The organism is Membranihabitans marinus (assembly GCF_021729155.1).
Classification (GTDB): Bacteria; Bacteroidota; Bacteroidia; order Chitinophagales; family Saprospiraceae; genus Membranihabitans; species Membranihabitans marinus.
In genome coordinates, this window is the sequence record NZ_JAJQYA010000003.1 from 1 (window position 1) to 18,513 (window position 18,513).

The following is an 18,513-nucleotide window of genomic DNA, read 5'->3' on the forward strand; positions in this document are numbered from 1 at the left end:
GTGGCTCCCTCATCGTAGACCTATTTAAGGTCTACGGTTCTTCGAACTACATTCGGTCGTGAGCTTCATTCGGTCATATTCAGGACATTGGATGCTACATATTTTGCTCGTTCACATTTAGTCCATCGGGTTGCCCTAACTGGCAACTGCCCTCAGTCATCTCACCATTGACCGATTTACGGTCAATGATACTTTTGGCTATTCCATCCGAGATCAACAGATCTCGGTTCTCTCATCGATAATCCCTATTGGATCATTGGTGCCTTCCACTTCATTCGTTCGTGTTCGATAATGTACTATATTCAGTCATTATAAAATGTAATTCGTATTCCTTGAAGAACCAAGGTCTATATAAACTTTCAATGAAGATTTGTCTTATACAAGAACCTATTGTCTGCATATATATGGAATAGAATATTGTATATGTTTTATGCTATAAAAGTAGAATTTAATAACTGCCATTCTAAAGTGAGCTTGACAAGATTCGGCTTAATTTTATTATATTGTATTATTGGTTGTCTAGAGTAGGAATAGATAATCAGTCAATAATTAATTACATAAAAACTTCGCTCACCTATGATAAAGTCATTTACTATGAGGTTAAAATTACTATCCCTTTTTCTTTTTTTTCAAATGTCACAGGGTATTACACAAATTAAAATGCACGAAGTCCATCTATTTAATGGATATAACTTGGAGGGCTGGCAGACTGTGAATCCAAAGTTTATGGAAATGTGGTCGGTACAAGACAGTAGTATCGTTTGCGGAGATGGGATTGCTCATATTCCCAAAAATACCTATCTCCATACTCAGAAGGAATATCATAATTTTGAATTGACCTGTTTGTTTAAAATAACGGGAGATCCAAGTACTGGTCTCATAAATAGTGGGATTCAGTATCGATCACAGGTTGTCGATGGCAAAATGATAGGCTATCAAGCCGATATAGGTGATGGATATTGGGGTGATTTATACGATGAACATCGTCGAGGACTATTGGCAGGCGGCCATCGTGCTGTATTGAATCTGGTGTTAAATAAAAATGGTTGGAATACCTACCGCATCAAGGTGATCGGACCTCGACATCAGTTGTTTATTAATGGAGTGAAAACAGTAGAATATTGGGAAGAAAATGAGGAAATACCAGATACAGGAGTGATTTCTGTCCAAAACCATAGCGGAGGCAATTCGAAAGTAGAATTTAGAAATATTACCGTGGTCGAATTTCCGGATTAGGCCATAAATCGAATAAATCATTATCATGAAATTTATACTCACCTGTGTACTGGGAGTGCTGTTGTTGTGTAGTGCTTATGGACAGAAAAAAACACATTCAGAACGACTAGATCCTTATCCACCATCGGTACAACAAAAGATGTTTGAGTTGCAGCCCGGTTTTGTGATTGAGTTGGTGGCAAGTGAAGCCGATGGTATTGTCAATCCCATCGATTTGACCTTTGACGATGCAGGTAGGTTGTGGACCCAAACGGCGCGGATGTATCCCCTAGATCCAGTCAATGATTTGAGCTGGGGGGCTTTGCAAGAATTATTGGAAGACCAAGCCAAGCAAGATTCTTACCCTGGATTTAAACGAGTGAAAGATTTGTATGAGGGCAAGGTGAAGGGGGATGATGAGATATTGATATTGGATCATTTATACGATGATGAAGTTGTAACAGTTAATTCATGGGCTAAGGGGTTGGCCATCCCTATGTCTATATTGCCCTATAAGGATGGTGTGGTTGTGGCACAGGGCTCGGAAATGATTTATTTGAAAGATGGCGATAGAGATGGAATGGCCGACCAACGCAAGGCAGTACTTAAGGGATTTGGTTTCACCGACACCCACACTATGGCCCATACTTTGATAAAAGGGCCGGGCGGTTGGTTGTACTTTAGTCAGGGTGCTCTAAATAAAGGGGAAGTTTATGCCACGGAGAGCGATGCCAAAGTAAGAATTGATTATAGTAAAATAGTGCGGTTTAAGCCCGATGGTCAAGCCATTGAATTGGTAAATGCAGGTCTAAATAATATTTGGGGAGTGCAACTGCGCAGCAATGGTCAATGGTATGGTATAGAGGCCAATGATTTGGGCTATTCCGTAGTGCCTATGGAAGGGGGAACGGCTTATCCGGGAATTGGAAATGATAAATTGAGATCCTACCAACCTTTTATGCCTAGATTACATGAGTTTAGAGTGGGAGGGACTGGGTTGTCTGGACTGGCCTTTGCCGATGACGAATCGGGATCTTTTCCTTCGACCTATGAAAATGTTGCCTTGTTGGCCAATCCAATTACCAATGCCATCAATGCGGTACGGATCATACGGAAACCGGATGGAAGGGTGGAAGCTGAGGTTTTGCCTGATCTATTGAAGAGTACAGACGATTGGTTTCGCCCCGTCAATCTTGAATTTGGGCCAGATGGATGTCTGTATATCGCGGATTGGTACAACAAAATCGTATCGCATAATGAAGTGACAACCAGTCATCCCGATCGAGACAAATCCCATGGCCGGATTTGGCGAATACGTCATGTCGATCAAAAGCCACGGCGGATTCCCAATTTTTATACCTTATCTCCAGACGATTTAATCGATTATTTAACAGCGCCATCTCTGTGGATGAAACGGGCTGCTTGGAATCAAATCGATGAGCGATCTATCGGGGAAACCAAACATTTGACCTCAGCCTTACTCGCTTTATTGGAGGATGACGATCAGACCGAGGTCACTAGGATTCACGCTCTTTGGAGTTTGGAAAGTATTGGCCAAATAGATGTAGAGCTCTGGCGAGATATATTGCAATCGGCCCCCGATAATTTAAAACGAGAAGCTATTCGCTCACTATCTCAACTAGTGGTAGAGCCTGTGGAGTACTATGATTTGCTCAAAATATTGGCGGAAGATGACAATCCACAGATTAGGGCCCAGGTCTTGCGAACATTGGGTGAATTTGACGACCTCGATTTCGAAGGCATTGGGATCTTGGTTCAAGCTTGTAAGGTGGCCTTGTCGGGCAATGATATGGGGGGAAGCTACGAACGGCGATTTGAGCGTTATTTGGCTCGGAAGGCCTTGGAGTCTTATCCCGTTAAGTTAACTCAATTTTTGGATCGAGAATTTTATTTTGACCATCCCAAGGAAAATGTCTTATGGGCTTTAGCCGCCTTGCCGGATAGATTTAGATCATTGTATTTTATACATTTATGGCAAAACCTATCTCTAGATCGATTTAGTCCGGAATTGTTTATTGAAATCAGCAATATGTTAGATGAAAACAGGGTGTATCGCCTTGTGGATACTGTATTTCAAAACCCTAAATACAGCAGGGAATATTTAAACTATATGGTGGAATATAAATCCAATATTCGGGATACTTCCCTGGCTCGAATGATGGAGCCTGTAGTCATAGCTAGTTTGGAATCAGAGGATGATGTTGAATTGGCTTTAAAGGTTATTAGCTTGTGGAAGATGGAAAAAGCCAATGAAGGAGTTTTGACTTTATTCAACTCCGGTCAGACCTCGGAACGGCACTTAGATCTCATTATTCAGGCCATGAAAAATAATGCGAAATCCAATATTGATATTTTTGCATCTATTTCATCTGATCCTTCTATTCATAGGCAATATCGTTTGGCGGCCTTGCAAGTAGTGAGCAATGCGGACATAGATCGCGGTGGAAAATTGGCATTGAGTTATTTAGAAAAAGCAGGTAAAAGAGATAAGGCCTCTTTTGTTAAAGAGATGGCTACTTCGGTCAATGGATCTGGGATCTTATTGAATTTGTTAGATGAAAAAGTCTTGGCTGAGGGTGATATTCCCATTGAGGTGGCAGAGCGGATGAAGTCTTCGAGGCCAGATGATGCCAGATCTGTGGAACTGTATGCAAAACTATTACAAGCCAATCAGAAAAAAAATCCTGTAAAGGAGGAGATAGATATAGCCATTGAGAAAGTGAATCGTCATTCGGCTAATCTGGAGAATGGAAAAATCTTATTTAAAACATGTTTGATGTGTCATAGTGTTGGAGGAAAGGGTGTGAATTTTGGGCCTGCACTTGACGGATCGGCATACCGAAGTGTAGAGGCTATCGTGACCGCCCTTATCGATCCCGATGCTGCGGTGGAATCGGGATATGCGGTGTATCGAGTGGAGAAAGGGGATGGGAGTAATTTACAGGGCTATCTTATTTCTCAAAACGACAATGGTGTAACTCTTGGGTTTATGGGAGGCGGAGAGACGTTTATCCCGCAGTCCGAGATTGTGCAGCAGGGCTTTTTACAGGGTAGGTCATTTATGCTAAGGAATTTGATTGCTGGGTATAGCGATCAAGAGTTGGCCGATTTAGTAGGTTATATTCGATCTTTAAAATAATACGATTTAATCTTTATAATTATCTGAAATAAGATACTTTCTGTAAAATTACTGAGAATGATTAATGAAAAATATAGGTAATATAACGTGGAAGAATGTAATTCGTATTAATCTATCTTGACTTCAATTATGCGGGCTTTCCAGCTGGGGTAAGGACGGTTGATTCCTAGATTGAAAAGATAAAAAAACCACTGGTATTAATAATATTCCTATGCCGACATATATGTTTAATTGGGTGAAAAAATGTACCCATGATAGGTCAAAAGAAAATATTTGTTTCGAAATTAGAATGCCTACACTTGCCAAATACCCAAGTGCATCGGCAATGTAGAATAAAAAGCCTATGGTGCCGGTAAATCTTATTATGGCTAGAAACCTTTCAAAGATCAAACAGTGAAACAAGATATAGGGAAGGTAGATTCCCGTGCCAGAGATTATCATCCAAGCGACTGAAGAGATTGCAGAATTTTGGAATAGAATAGTAGAAACCAATATTAATACAGCCGCTAAAATCGTAGCGTATAGTGACCATTTAAAAGCGATTTTGTTGTTGGTTATTAAAATTCCCGCTGCAGATATCATTAAGACGATGACTGCAATCGGTGTTTCTGTTAAAGCGATAAAACCAGGTTTGTCTCCATAGCCCAATTCCGCCCAGAAATCGACCATGAAATTATCTCTAAAATCTCGGACGATAGTGAGCAATACATAGATGATGACCAATGCTGCAAATGCCCAACCGTGTTGATAGATGAAAGCACGACGTTGATATTTATTCATCGACTGTCGCTCCGTTCTGGCTAATTTGTCTTCTTCACTAGGGGGATTGCAGCGACTTAGTAAATAGATGGCCAGTAAGAAAAAAGGGAAAAATACCAGACCTGTGAAAAAAGGCATAGAAAATTCATTGATGCCCCATATTTGCATGAGATATAAACTCACTGATTTAATAAATCCAGTAGCAAATATGAAGGTGGCACTCAATCCAGCTACCAATAATTCTGTATTTTTTCTGCCTTCTAATGAAGATAAAACCAGTCCAAATACCATGCCTAAGGGTAGTCCATTTAAAAACATGGCCAGGGGTTTCCATTCCAATGGAAGTATATAAAAGGCCAATAACATAAGGAGACCAAATCCTACCAATCCTGCCAAAAGTAAGGTCTTTCCACTTTGTTTGTATTCGGATACTATTTTAATGCCAATAAATTTGGATATCATATAGCCGATGACTTGACTAATGACTAATAATGTCTTAAAATCAAAGTCATGGAGTTGTAAGTCTGTAAATTGACCGGCGAGAAATGATTTTCGAACAGCATACATGCCAGTATAGGCTATAAAAGCCGAAACGACGAGGTATAAATCATTTCTCGAAATGCGAATACGATTAATAGCTGGATTTGAAATTTTCATAAGAAGAAAATTATTATATGATTATTCGCTGCAAAGATAATTTTCAATATAGATGTGATGTCTTGTATTGTTGTTATGTAATCATTAAGTTTATTGTGGTTGCTCTGAAATGGCTTATAATATTTTTCTTGATATGAAAAACGTTATATATTTGCTCATAAGAATTAATACTATGCCCAATTCGGAATATATCACCATATGGATAGGATCTAAGATTAAGGATGTCAGAAAGTCTAAGGAGTTAAAACTGGCTGATCTTGCTCAGATGTCTGGTATAAGTATTGCTATGTTGTCAAAGATTGAAAATGGACGCGTTTTTCCGACCCTGCCTTCCCTTTTGCAGATTTTTGAAGTGTTGGATATTGAATTGTATTCATTTTTCAATGATTTATATATCACCAATAAATTTCCTGGCTATATATTTAAAAAGCGGAAAGATCTCAAGTTGCTGGAAAAGGAGGAGGGCGCCATTGGATTTCAATACGAGTTGATATTGTCACATACTATTGAGAGGTCGTCGGTGGAAATTTCACTACTCACATTAAAGCAAGACAATCATCGGGAGAAACTGTCTACTGAAGGCTTTGAATATATCTATTTAATCAAAGGTGAAATCGAATATAGATTGGGACAAAACACATTTTATATGGAAGAGGGCGATTCATTGTTTTTTGATGGTAGGATAGACCATGTACCTATCAATAGAGGTGAGGAAGCAGTGCTTTTGGTCTTGTATTTTATCACGTTGAATTAATTGAAAAATGAGTATAAATAACCTGCCCTGGGCCATGGTATACAATCCAGATGAAAAAAAATTTGAAAAAACTGGGTTTGCCCACTGGGATGTATCAAATGGAGAAGTTTGGGTGAAAATTGTATATGCTACCATATGCACCAGCGATTTGCATACCGTATCGGGTCGACGTTCTTGTGCTGGACCCTGTATATTGGGACATGAAATCATAGGAGAAGTCGTGGCCTGTGCTGATGTTGATGATTATTATGGTCATTCTTTGCAATTGGGTGATTTGGTGACTTGGTCGGTGTATGCATATGATGCCCAAGATGAGATGGCGGTCAAAGGAATTCCCCAAAAGTCGAGTCAGCTGTATAAATACGGTCATGAGGTATTGGATGAAGATCAAATCATGAGTGGTGGTTTTGGCAGTCATTGTCTATTGAAGGAAGGAACATCCATTTTTAAGTTGTCCAACAATTTTTCATACAAGGTGGCAGCACCATTGAATTGTAGTCATGCGACAGTGGCTGGTAGTTTGCGATTGGCTGGAGAAATAAAGGGTCGAAACGTATTGGTTATTGGGGCTGGAATGATAGGGCTGTCCGCTTCAGCAATGGCGGTAGAATCAGGGGCTCGCAATGTTGTGACGACAGATATAGATGATGAGAGGTTGAATAGAAGTAGGGATTTTGGGGTGGATCTTGTATTGTCACATCACTTGTCCAATGAGGATTTGGAAATTGCATTGACAGATATTGGGGGAATCGATATTGTTATAGATACCAGTGGTTCTCCAGATGCTATTGAGAAGTGGATTTCGAAAATGAATATTGGTGGAACGGCCGTATTGATTGGTTCTGTATTTACTCAAAGAGATATTCATTTAAATGCAGAAAAATGTGTTCGCAATTTGTGGACAATTCGAGGATTACACAATTATATGCCTCAAGATTTGGCCTATGCTATTGATTTTATGGAAAACAATCACCAACGCTATCCTTTTGACAGTTTGGTGAAAAATGAATTTAAATTGTCAGATATAGAACTTGCCTTTACGCAAGCTCATCGAGGGGAAGATTATAGAGTAGGAGTCTATGTCGATCAACCATAGATGATAACATTAGATTGTAATAAAATATAATGAATATTATGAAGAATGTGAAATTAGTTGTATTTGACATGGCGGGTACGACGGTAGATGAGGATAATGTAGTTTATAAAACCTTGCAAAAAGCCATTAATCAATACGATGAATCGGTGACTTTGGATTTTGTCTTAGATCATGGAGCGGGCAAAGAAAAGCATCAAGCCATAAAAGATATTGTTATTCATTTGGCCGAGGGCCAGCGATGGTTGAATATGTCTGAAGTGATATTTTCGGAATTTGTGAAAATGTTAGATCTAGCTTATGGAGATTTAGTGGTTAAACCTTGTGCAGGTGTTGTTGATTTTATTGGGGAATTGAGGAAGTTGGGTATAAAGGTAGCATTGAATACTGGGTATAATTCTGAGGTGGCCAATTTGTTGTTGAAAAAGCTTTCTTGGGAAAAAGGTAGGGAATATGATATCTTAGTAACGGCAGATCTTGCCACGCAATCCAGGCCTCACCCCGATATGATTTATTTGGCTATGGATGGTTTAGGATTGAAAGATAGTAGTGATGTTGTAAAAATAGGGGATTCAATTATTGATATCGAAGAGGGGAAAAATGCGGGCTGTGGCATGACGGTTGGTGTAACCACTGGTGCTCAAACTAGGATTCAATTGTTGACGGCAAATCCCACTTGTGTGGTAGATAATGTATTGGAATTATTAGATATATTAAAATAGCATATAGGGGGATTGTCTCTGAAGTGCGTTGTAAAAATTTCTTAATAAGTATATAAATCATCAATAATGAAACGACGAGATTTTATAGAGAAGACGGGTTTGACCGCTGGATTTGTGTTGACGGGGAATCAATCCAAGCCTAAGTCTCAAATAAGAGATTTTTCAATTAATGCGACACCATTAGAGACTGAGATATCATTTAAAGGTATTGAAAAGCCATTCACTGTACTCCAAATCAGTGATAGTCATATTTCTTGTGACGATGCTTCTGATAAAGTTTATGAAATTTACAGTAGTAGGATGGGTAGGGCCTATGAAAGGGTTCGCCATTTTCAAACAAATGAAGAAACGACACCACTTAGATGTTTTGAAGAAACTTTGACAAATGCTGTGAACGATAAGGTCGATATGTTGGCATTGACTGGAGATTTAATAAACTATCCTTCAGCTACAGCGGTCAATCGTATTTTGGCTATGGTTAAAGAAACCCAAATTCCATTTGTATACACAGCCGGCAATCACGACTGGCATTATGAGGGAATGGAAGGCTCGTCTGAAGAATTGCGACGTACCTGGGTTGAAAAAAGTTTAAAGCCCTTGTATCAAGGTAGTCATCCGCTTTATTCTTCCACTGTTTTTCATGATGTCAATTTTTTGTGTATTGACAATAGTACTTATCAGATCAGTGAGGACCAATTGAATTTTTTTAAGCAGCAAAAGAAGTCTGGACTACCTATTGTTTTATTTGTCCACATTCCATTGTATATGCCAAACATGAGGATTTGTTGTGGACATCCTGATTGGGGATGGGAGGCTGATGATTCATCGGAGATAGAGCGAAGGCAGCGATGGCCAAAGTCGGGTAATAGTTCGTCGACGGTGTCATTTCTCAAAGAAGTCATGAGCAGTAAAAATATTCTCGGAGTATTTACCGGCCATTGGCATCATACTAGGAATACCAGTTATCGTGGTATTCATCAATATTTTGCAGGTCCCAATTTAAATGGTCAGTATCGCAAGATTTCGTTTTTGCCTAAGGTGTAGCATTGTCCATTGTTAGCCATGATTAGGGAACCGCCACTGCGCTCCGGGTGATTGCCCTGTAAATCGTCAGGCATTTATACCTCTGGCTCCGACGTGATCTTTTAATTCATTTTGAGGACGTAGAGACGCAATGCCTTGCGTCTCCCAACAGGGTCGAATGAGACGCAAGGCCAACCCACCCGAAACACAGTGATTTCGGTTTCTTCACCCAATCGACATTTAGTCGATTGGATACTTCGTATTTCGTTCAGTCATGTCTCTACTGTGAGGCGTGATTGCCCTGTAAATCTATAGAATTTTACTTAATAATATTATGTCGTCCTTTCAGGACTTCTTTCGATACCATATCCTTAGACAGGACTTTTTCTTGCCCTGGTATATTTCGCCCTTTCAGGGCTTTTTATTAAACATAAATCAATAGTCAACACCTTTTAACCTTAATTAAATGTTTGCTTGATAAAAAAATGCTTAGACATACAAATTTTACTGTGTCAGAATTTCGAATTTGCATAATATTATTGTTGTTATTAATGAGGTCATCATGGATTTGTCATGATTTTTGCAATCAGATATTATAAAAAGGATGGTGGTATTGTCAGATTATAGTTAGGCCAATGAATTCTAATTTGGCAAAAATCCCGCCAAATCAATTTAAAACCACATTCTATCCGTGGGTTTTCAACCCACGGCTATTAACATATCATCCCTACAGGATGACTGTGCGAAGTTGCTCTTTAGAGCAACCAAATGCCGTAAATCGGCATTTGGCGAAGATGACCGAACAAAATGCACGACTGAATAAAGTTGCTCAAAGAGCAACCCGATGGACTAAATGTCCATCGGATGAAGGAGCCACGACCACTGTGTCGTGGATGGGTGGGGAAAGACCGTAAATGGATCAATGGTGAGGATGACTGAATGAGGCTCGGAGAGCCATTGACTGTAAATCGGTCAATGATGAAGGAACCATGACCACCGTGTCGTGGATGGGTTGGCCTTCCCATTTCGGGTGGGTGACTGAACGAAATGCGAAGCATCTGAGACCGTAAATCGGTCTCAGGTGAAGGAACCATGACCACCGTGTCGTGGATGGGTTGGCCTTCCCATTTCGGGTGGGTGACTGAACGAAATGCGAAGCATCTGAGACCGTAAATCGGTCTCAGGTGAAGGAACCACGACCACCGTGTCGTGGGTGGGTTGGCCTTCATATTTCGGGTGGGTGACCAGCCACTGCGCCGAGGCGTGATTGCAACGTTGGTAGTAGAGACGCAATGCCTTGCGTCTCCCAACAGGGTCGAATGAGACGCAATGCCAACCCACCCGAAACACAGTGATTTCGGTTCCTTCACCCAATCGACATTTAGTCGATTGGATACTTTGTATTTCGTTCAGTCATGTCTCTACGGTGAGGCGTGATCGCAACATAATTCGATAAGTTTTTAGCCACTGCGCTCCGGGTGGGTTCGCCACTGTGCTACGACGAGACAGCATTTATATTGATAAGTATTACATAAGTGGGATTGTAATAGACGATTTGATGAAATATTGTGAATTTCGAGGATTTTTTTGCATTTTTTCTGAAAAATATTAAGAGGAAAATTTTTCTATCTTCCATTTTCTTTTTATATTTAAAATCATCATATAGTTGACCCCCTCGAAGAATCACATAATGATAAGAGTATCCTTAATCGGAGAAATTAATTTTAGCCTTTTGTGGTGATAAAGATTACAATTAAATAGCATTTATAAATCATTGCCTTTATCGGAAATAATCACTTTGTTACGGTGATTGATGCGAATAATTCCCAAAGAGTTATCGGCGAATGTATTTTAATAATGCTACTTTTTTGAGGTGGTTTCAGCTGCATCTGGTTTTCTATGAAAACAGGGTGATATTGTCGCAGGGGGGCTTGTAGTTGTTATTGTATACTGGTAAATTAAAGTATGGAACTATATCAGATAATTATATTTATTGCTATCGTGTTAGAAAACGTGTACATCTTTAATTTCAAAAAGTCAAGTGTGGATTGGAGAAGAAGAGTATTTTTTGTCGGATTGTTCTTGGTCGCGATTTATGAAATTTTTTTTACGGACACAGGAGCTATTCAAAATGGAGTTGTATTAAAGAATATGGTGAGATGGATATGTTATATTGTTGGTAATTATGGTATTATATGCTATGTATATTCGATTTCAAATGCATTGATGAAGAGCCATCGCGTATAGGGATTCCATCTATGTAGAATAAATTTTCGTCGAGTTCTCACGTCGAGCCATGTCTTGTACATAGTTCTCTACTCAGAAATTGACACTGGATTAAAAGGCAGGTATTGGAAGATATCCACTTTTCTCGGTGATTGTATTTCGTATAAATAATATAAATTATGGAATTGTATTACATAGTCATTTTAATAGCCTTCCTTTTAGAAAGTATTTACACCGTGAAATACAAGAAGTCAAAGGGAGGTATAAGAGGAAAATTAATGTTTTTAGCAGTGCTCATTGGGGCATTGATTATAATAGGTTTTATTATAGTTTGGGGGGCAAACCAAGGTGGTCATGTATTGGAGGATTTGATAAAATGGCTTTGTTACATTATTGGAACAATAGGTATATTGTATTATGGAGCTTTAATATTAAGGCATTATTGAAATAACTGTATTCGAATTCAAGCAGTTCGAAAAAATAGATATGGAAAAAGGTTCCTAATCGTGAAGCTTTCCTTTACATCTATTGAGAACAGATTTGTTTCCTCTTCTGCAAATTAATTTCTAATTAAGTAAATCGGTCTTTCATACTTCGAATAATGTTAATGCTTCTACCTCCAAAGCAGAGAGTGGCTCATTGTCTTATTTAAGGAGGGATAATCAATTATAATTGTAACTCGTATTGTATAGTAGGTTTAGCTATGGAAAATGTAAAAAGGCAAGTTGAATAATAGAACTCATTATTTTTATTAAAAAGTGTAACAAAGATTCCATTTTAATGGATTTGCTAAAGTTGAGCTATTACAATCCAATGATTAGGTCCTCTCTGAGAAAACCATATATCTTTCTGTGTTTAATCCATGAATTCCAATAAAATATCTAACATTGTATGTATATTAATCGATAATTCAAGGATTGCAAAAATATTGGCCTTAAAATCACTAGAGATGAAAAAAGAATGGACGCATAGTATCTTTTACACCATTTTATTGACCGTTATATGGCTATTTGTCAATCGATCGACGGGTGGAAGTTTGTTTTATTTAGATGCTTTGTTTTTTGTGGCTTTGTATTTTCTGTTTTTCACTTATGGCAAACCGGCCACCAGTCAATGGTTGAAGAATTATTGTGATGTAAGGCGGGTGCGTATTTTATTTTTTCCCACTTTGCTATTGGTTATTTATTATATATATGGCATTATACACGGTCAACCCATATTCGATGGGCCGATGTTGCTCGTGCCATTCTTAGTTTATTTTCCATCACTGATGGTATCGGTTTTTGAGCAAAAGGGGAGTGAAGTTCACAAGTCGGATATGTTTACACTGTGGTTTTTTTTATTTCCCATAACCTTGGTGGATCTTCCTTTTAAATCCAATTTGCCCATTGATGGAGTGAGTTTGGAATCGGTATTTAGGATGGTGGTCATGTTGGCTTCTATTCATGCCTTTGTCGTACTTAGGGGGTTGAAAGATGTAGGTTTTTTCCCAGAATTTTCATGGAAAAAATTAGCTACCACGACATGGGTATGGCTATTGTATATTGGAGTAATCTTCGCTGTTGGATTTGCAGTTAAATTTATACAGTATGCCGGTTATGAAAATGTAGATTGGGTTTGGGTAGAGAAAATGGCGACCAAGAGTATTAAAATATTCTTTCATACAGCGATTTTTGAAGAATTGTTTTTTAGGGGGTATTTTCAAAATATGTTGTGCAAGCAATTGGACAAAAACTTTCAGCATAAAAAGTATTGGTTGATTGGGTCGGTGACCATGGTGGCTATCTCACTTTTGACAGGGTATGGGATGGAAGGTAGTATGCAATGGTTTCCCGCTTTGGTTTCTGTGATTATTATGGGATTTGCCTATTATTTGGCCCAGAGGTTTCCGGCTTTACAGGCTACCTATCTCGGTATGGCTATCGCCAGTATAGTGTTTGGATTGGTTCACTTTCACAGTGGTTCTATCATTTTTGTCGGTTTTGCCAGTGTTGCTGGTTGGGCTTATGGTTATGTGTATTACAGAACGAAAAACGTGTTTTACGCCGCCCTCATTCACACCTTGGTTAATTCATCGGCGCCATGGTTTGGGTTGGAATTGATGAAGTAAAAGGAATGTGAAAGAGGAAAAGTGGATGGTATTTATGCGTTTTTGCACAAAACTTTTTTGTATTAAATCTTCATAACTGAGAGCTTATTCTGTTTCGGCTCTACTTTTTATCAGTGTCAAAAACCATGATATCGATGGTCTAGGGTGGTGTTATAATCATTGGTTATTCTCTTCACTCAAGAACCTTAAATTTATGATATTGAATCGGTCAAAATTATTGTAATCAATTGATCTTCTTTTATTAATACTTATCACCATGTGAAGTATTTGTAAATAAATTATTATCTACCATTATAAATACGATTATTTATATATTTTAGGAATATATTAATACAAACCATTATTATACATTGATGAAACTTATTGAATTTTTGTTTTATTCTGCAGTTGTAACTGCGATTTTTAGTTGCAGTGAAAAAAGTCAAGAGATTGCAGAAGTCCAGCGACCCAATATCCTATTTGCCATCAGCGATGATCAAAGCTTTATTCATACTGGGTTCGGAGGATCGGATTGGATTAATACACCGGCCTTTGATCGCATCGCTTCCGAAGGTGTTTATTTTACCAATTGTTATGCCGGATCACCGGGATGTGCTCCTTCGCGGAGCTCCATTGTAACTGGGCGTTATCATTGGCAAAATGAAGAAGCAGGTCAACACGCTGCTGGATGGATGGAAAAATATGTTCCCTTCGTCGATATATTGGCGACCAATGGCTATCATGCCGGACGTACCGGTAAGGGCGTAGGTCCATTTAAATATGGTGACTCTCCATTGCGAAGTGAAGACGCCGCGGGCAAGGCATACAACGATATAAAATACGATTCTAATAATGATGAACGGTACGCAGAAGGTATTAATAATGTCAATTACTTTGAAAATTTTAAAGCCTTTCTAAGTGAGCGCGAGGAAAATCAACCCTTCTTTTTTTGGTATGGGTGTAAAGAACCACATCGCAGTTTTGAAAAGGATTCTTGGATCAGAAGGAATAAAAAATTGTCCGATGTCGTCGTCCCCGATTTTTTACCAGATGTTGAAGAAATACGTGGCGATTTGTTGGATTACGCAGTGGAAATAGAGTGGTTTGATCTCCATTTGGCAAGAATGATCCAACATCTAGAGGAAATAGGTGAATTGGAAAATACCGTGATTATCGTCACATCTGATAATGGAATGGCCTTCCCTAGAGCCAAAGCCAATGGATATGAATACGGGGTGCACGTACCTATGGCCATCCGATTTCCCAAAGGAATACCGGCCGGTAAAAAAATACATGAAGTCGTTAGTTTTGTGGATTTGGCTCCTACAATATTGGATTTGACACATACACCCAGGGATGGAATGTTGCCGATGTCGGGGCAGAGTTTGGCGCCTATGCTGACCTCGCAAAATGAAGGGGCAGAGTTGAAACTCAGAAATTATGCCCTAATGGGTAGGGAAAGACATTCCTCTTCCCGATACATGAATTGGGGCTATCCACAGCGAATATTGCGAAAAGGTGATTTTTTATTTATCTGGAATGCCAAGCCTAATCGATGGCCTGCTGGCGCACCTCAGCGATTAAAAGAGCAGTCTTCTAATGAAACTTTTCCCATGCACGGAATAGACAAGGATGGTATACATCACTCAGAATGGGCATATACCGATATTGATGCCTGCCCGACTAAGTCGTTTATAATCCAGCATCATCATGAGAATGAGTATTATAAATATTTTGTCTGGTCGGTGGCCAAAAGACAACAACACGAATTGTATAATGTGGTGGAAGATCCACATTGCCTCAATAATTTAATTGCCCAGGCCGATATGAGATTTGTCAGAAATGAAATGCTGGAATTACTAAATCAAGAACTAGAAAAAACCAAAGATCCCCGAAAAGTAGGACCTGATACGGAAATATTTGATAGCTATCCCAGACATAGTCCTATGCGTTATTTTCCCAATCCAGCTGAAAATTGATTACTAATTTACCAGACTTGATAGAATGTAAGTAAAATACAAGTATTGGGCATTTAAATACTTTGAGAATTGTATCTGTGGCTGCTATATTTCGAAATTATTTCATTGTGTAAAATAGTATTATGCGACTGTGGTTGAAATTGTCAATTTTATTTTTTCTACTTATTGGTATGTACTCTCCTTTAAAGGCAGACGATATCGATTTTACGAAGGCTGAGGTCGAGGTTTTAACAAAATCTCCGTTAGGGAAGGTATCTTTGGAAATGCTGGAAGCAGAATTAAAGGTGAGAACGGGGCTGACGTGGGATAAAAATACCTCAAGCTCATCGAGCCCCCTTGTCGTATTGACGACTGTTGAAGTCATTAAGGGAGAAAGAAAATTTAAAGATGTTTTTAATCCCCCTTCAGTATTAAATAAAGATGGATTTAAAATAGCAGTCTATGAATCCGGTCAGCGAAATATCCTTGTCATTGCTGGACACGATGCACGTGGATTGCTATTTGGAGTGGGCTATTTCTTAAGAAAAAGTCGTTTGGCTAAAAACAGCGTGATGGTTCCATCATCTATATCCATCGATACATGGCCTGAAACTCCTCTTAGAGGGCATCAATTGGGCTATCGACCTAAGGTGAATTCTTATGATGGATTTACTGTGGCCATGTGGGAGCAATACATTCGGGACTTGATTGTATTCGGGACCAATGCGGTGGAATTGATGCCGCCCAATACCGACGACGATTCCCATAGCCCAATGTTTACATTGCCGCAAAAAGAGATGTTGGTAGAGATGAGTGGATTGTTGGAGAAATATGGCCTAGATGTATGGATGTGGTATCCATTGATGCACGGAGATTATGCAGATCCCAATGTGGTGGAAAAGTCCTTGGTTGAAAATGAAGAGATTTTTAAATCAATACCCAAATTAGATGCCGTATTTGTACCTGGAGGCGATCCGGGAAAACAGACTCCAAAGGTCTTGTTTGAGCATTTGGCAAGAAAAATAAAAGTATTGCATAAGTATCATCCCAATGCCGAGATTTGGATATCTCCACAGGGGTATAGCGCGGAATGGATGGAAGAATTTATAGCCTTACTGAAAGACTATCCATCATGGATTTCCGGTGTGGTGCATGGACCTTGGGTGAGAATGGATGTCAATGATTTGCGAAAGGTAGTGCCCCAAAAATACCCCATTAGACGATATCCCGATATAACTCACAGCATAGACGGTCAATATTTTGTGCCCAGTTGGGATTATGCTTATACCGTCACTCAAAATCGAGAGACCATCAATCCCCGGCCATTGGATCACGGCAAGATTTATCGCTCTGTTGCTCCTGAAAATGCTATTGGCTTTATTTCTTATTCCGAAGGTGTAAACGACGATGTCAATAAGATGATATGGAGCGGACTGGGGTGGGATCGATCCAGTAGAGTTATCGATATTTTAAGGGATTACAGCCGTTATTTTATCGGTGTGGACTACGAGGATGATTTTGCTCAAGGACTTTTAAATTTAGAAAAAAATTGGCAGGGTAGTCTGATTGACAATAAAATGGTGGTCACTCATCATCAGATGTTTCGAGAAATGGAGAAAAAAGCAGCGCCAAATGTCCAACTTAATTGGCGGTTTCAATCTGCACTATATCGGTCGTATTACGATGTGTACAATTATCATCGATTGATCTATGAAACTTCTCTCGAACAACAGGCGATGTCCATACTTAGAAAAGCCCAATATTTCGGCTCAAAGAAGGCTATGGATTTGGCTATGGAGGTAGTGGACAAGTCGGTAGAACAAGGTACATCGAGTGATGAGCGTCAACGGGTATTCGAATTGGCCGAGGCATTGTTTCAGAGTATCAGAATGCAGTTGAGTACGGATAAATATTATGCCAAAGCTACTATCCGTGGCGGTAATCTCGACTTAATCGACACGCCTTTGAACAATCGATTGTGGTTGGAATCGGAATTTGTGAGAATTCGAAATCTAGATGAAGAAGAGGATCGCATCAATGAATTAGATAAAATAGTCAATTGGCAAAATCCTGGACCTGGGGGGTATTACGATGACTTAGGGGATTTGACCAATCAGCCCCATATGGTCTACGACTTAGACTATGAAAAAGATCCCAATTCTTTTCGTTCGTCTTTTGTTGGTTTGCCAGGGGGGTATAGCTTAGAGATGGATCGCATTCGTCGTTGGCGGGTATCTTGGAAAACCTATATGCAGACTATTTATGGATTACCTCTGCAAATGCATTATGAGGATTTGGACCCGAGGGCGCAGTATCGAGTAAAGGTTACCTATGTTGAGGAGGAACCGATAAGATTGCGCACGGATGATGGAACTGTGATACACGATTACCTTGAGCCGGAGGAATCTCCCAGACCTGTGGAATTCGATATTCCCATGTCAGAAACCAGTGATGGAGTCTTGGATTTGTTTTGGGAAATTGATCCAAGTGGAAAAGGACCTGGCCGGGGTTGCTCGGTAGCAGAAGTGTGGTTAATTAAAAACTAATTTTATGCATTTATTTCCAATTTATGGAAGAGAGAATTCAAGCGAGATTCCAAGTTTGATTCCAAGTGAGATTCTAAGTGCGAGGCCAAGCGAGATTTCAAGTTTGATTCAACAGGATAATTTAACATAGATTTCAAAATTGCCCGATCTTCTAGTGTTGAAGATATGAAGAAAGGCTTGGTTAGTCTGTTTTAGAATAATACGATTTACGTTTTATGATGACGGAAAAGATTTTGAAAATATTTGGAGTTATACGAGACTAAAGACACAGGCATAGCCTTAGCTACGGCGTGACTGAGTAAAGTTGCTAG

12 protein-coding genes are annotated in these 18,513 nt (G+C 39.3%); 11 read left to right on the forward strand and 1 reads right to left on the reverse strand.

Translation table 11 applies throughout. The features are described 5' to 3' along the window. The first annotated feature begins 594 nt into the window (after nt 1–594). Both LVD51_RS02535 and LVD51_RS02540 read left to right on the forward strand, forming a co-directional pair. Nucleotides 595–1,236 (forward strand): 3-keto-disaccharide hydrolase, encoded by a 642-nt coding sequence (locus tag LVD51_RS02535; RefSeq protein WP_236969613.1) that lies wholly within the window; start codon nt 595–597, stop codon nt 1,234–1,236. A 25-nt stretch (nt 1,237–1,261) separates the two neighbouring features. Next, nucleotides 1,262–4,375 (forward strand): PVC-type heme-binding CxxCH protein, encoded by a 3,114-nt coding sequence (locus LVD51_RS02540; RefSeq protein WP_236969614.1) that lies wholly within the window; start codon nt 1,262–1,264, stop codon nt 4,373–4,375. 123 nt (nt 4,376–4,498) lie between these two features. Here the strand turns inward: LVD51_RS02540 and LVD51_RS02545 are convergent, their stop codons facing one another. Further along, a complete protein-coding gene (locus LVD51_RS02545; protein ID WP_236969615.1) occupies nt 4,499–5,791 on the reverse strand; it encodes a DUF5690 family protein in 1,293 nt (430 codons plus the stop codon). 133 nt (nt 5,792–5,924) lie between these two features. On the opposite strand from LVD51_RS02545, the gene LVD51_RS02550 reads away from it, so the two are divergent. The 9 genes from LVD51_RS02550 to LVD51_RS02590 all read left to right on the forward strand — a co-directional run bounded on the left by LVD51_RS02550 (nt 5,925) and on the right by LVD51_RS02590 (nt 18,202). Beyond that, the gene (locus tag LVD51_RS02550; RefSeq protein WP_236969616.1) at nt 5,925–6,545 is read left to right on the forward strand and encodes a helix-turn-helix domain-containing protein; all 621 of its coding nucleotides are present in this window, start codon (nt 5,925–5,927) and stop codon (nt 6,543–6,545) included. A 7-nt stretch (nt 6,546–6,552) separates the two neighbouring features. Further along, a complete protein-coding gene (locus LVD51_RS02555) occupies nt 6,553–7,641 on the forward strand; it encodes a zinc-binding dehydrogenase (protein WP_236969617.1) in 1,089 nt (362 codons plus the stop codon). Between the two features lie 38 nt (nt 7,642–7,679). Beyond that, complete coding sequence (locus tag LVD51_RS02560; RefSeq protein ID WP_236969618.1) at nt 7,680–8,360, forward strand: HAD-IA family hydrolase; 681 nt, start codon at nt 7,680–7,682, stop codon at nt 8,358–8,360. A gap of 66 nt (nt 8,361–8,426) precedes the next feature. After that, nucleotides 8,427–9,404 carry a metallophosphoesterase family protein gene (locus LVD51_RS02565; protein WP_236969619.1) on the forward strand — a complete coding sequence of 326 codons (978 nt, stop codon included), beginning with the start codon at nt 8,427–8,429 and terminating at the stop codon, nt 9,402–9,404. A gap of 713 nt (nt 9,405–10,117) precedes the next feature. Then, nucleotides 10,118–10,297 (forward strand): hypothetical protein, encoded by a 180-nt coding sequence (locus LVD51_RS02570; RefSeq protein WP_236969620.1) that lies wholly within the window; start codon nt 10,118–10,120, stop codon nt 10,295–10,297. Between the two features lie 1,491 nt (nt 10,298–11,788). After that, nucleotides 11,789–12,055, forward strand: a complete 267-nt coding sequence (locus LVD51_RS02575; protein ID WP_236969621.1) for a hypothetical protein — start codon at nt 11,789–11,791, stop codon at nt 12,053–12,055. Between the two features lie 503 nt (nt 12,056–12,558). Next, nucleotides 12,559–13,719: a CPBP family intramembrane glutamic endopeptidase gene (locus tag LVD51_RS02580; protein ID WP_236969622.1), complete on the forward strand. Its 1,161-nt coding sequence runs from the start codon at nt 12,559–12,561 to the stop codon at nt 13,717–13,719. A 353-nt stretch (nt 13,720–14,072) separates the two neighbouring features. Continuing rightward, nucleotides 14,073–15,677 carry a sulfatase family protein gene (locus LVD51_RS02585; RefSeq protein WP_236969623.1) on the forward strand — a complete coding sequence of 535 codons (1,605 nt, stop codon included), beginning with the start codon at nt 14,073–14,075 and terminating at the stop codon, nt 15,675–15,677. 122 nt (nt 15,678–15,799) lie between these two features. Continuing rightward, nucleotides 15,800–18,202 carry a hypothetical protein gene (locus LVD51_RS02590; protein ID WP_236969624.1) on the forward strand — a complete coding sequence of 801 codons (2,403 nt, stop codon included), beginning with the start codon at nt 15,800–15,802 and terminating at the stop codon, nt 18,200–18,202. The last annotated feature ends 311 nt before the right edge of the window (nt 18,203–18,513 follow it).

Coding starts and splice junctions, on each gene's coding strand:
- LVD51_RS02535 (WP_236969613.1), top strand. CDS start 595: ATGAGGTTAAAATTACTATCCCTTTTTCTTTTTTTTCAAATGTCACAG.
- LVD51_RS02560 (WP_236969618.1), top strand. CDS start 7,680: ATGAAGAATGTGAAATTAGTTGTATTTGACATGGCGGGTACGACGGTA.
- LVD51_RS02570 (WP_236969620.1), top strand. CDS start 10,118: ATGACTGTGCGAAGTTGCTCTTTAGAGCAACCAAATGCCGTAAATCGG.
- LVD51_RS02565 (WP_236969619.1), top strand. CDS start 8,427: ATGAAACGACGAGATTTTATAGAGAAGACGGGTTTGACCGCTGGATTT.
- LVD51_RS02550 (WP_236969616.1), top strand. CDS start 5,925: ATGAAAAACGTTATATATTTGCTCATAAGAATTAATACTATGCCCAAT.
- LVD51_RS02545 (WP_236969615.1), bottom strand. CDS start 5,791: ATGAAAATTTCAAATCCAGCTATTAATCGTATTCGCATTTCGAGAAAT.
- LVD51_RS02590 (WP_236969624.1), top strand. CDS start 15,800: ATGCGACTGTGGTTGAAATTGTCAATTTTATTTTTTCTACTTATTGGT.
- LVD51_RS02540 (WP_236969614.1), top strand. CDS start 1,262: ATGAAATTTATACTCACCTGTGTACTGGGAGTGCTGTTGTTGTGTAGT.
- LVD51_RS02585 (WP_236969623.1), top strand. CDS start 14,073: ATGAAACTTATTGAATTTTTGTTTTATTCTGCAGTTGTAACTGCGATT.
- LVD51_RS02555 (WP_236969617.1), top strand. CDS start 6,553: ATGAGTATAAATAACCTGCCCTGGGCCATGGTATACAATCCAGATGAA.
- LVD51_RS02575 (WP_236969621.1), top strand. CDS start 11,789: ATGGAATTGTATTACATAGTCATTTTAATAGCCTTCCTTTTAGAAAGT.
- LVD51_RS02580 (WP_236969622.1), top strand. CDS start 12,559: ATGAAAAAAGAATGGACGCATAGTATCTTTTACACCATTTTATTGACC.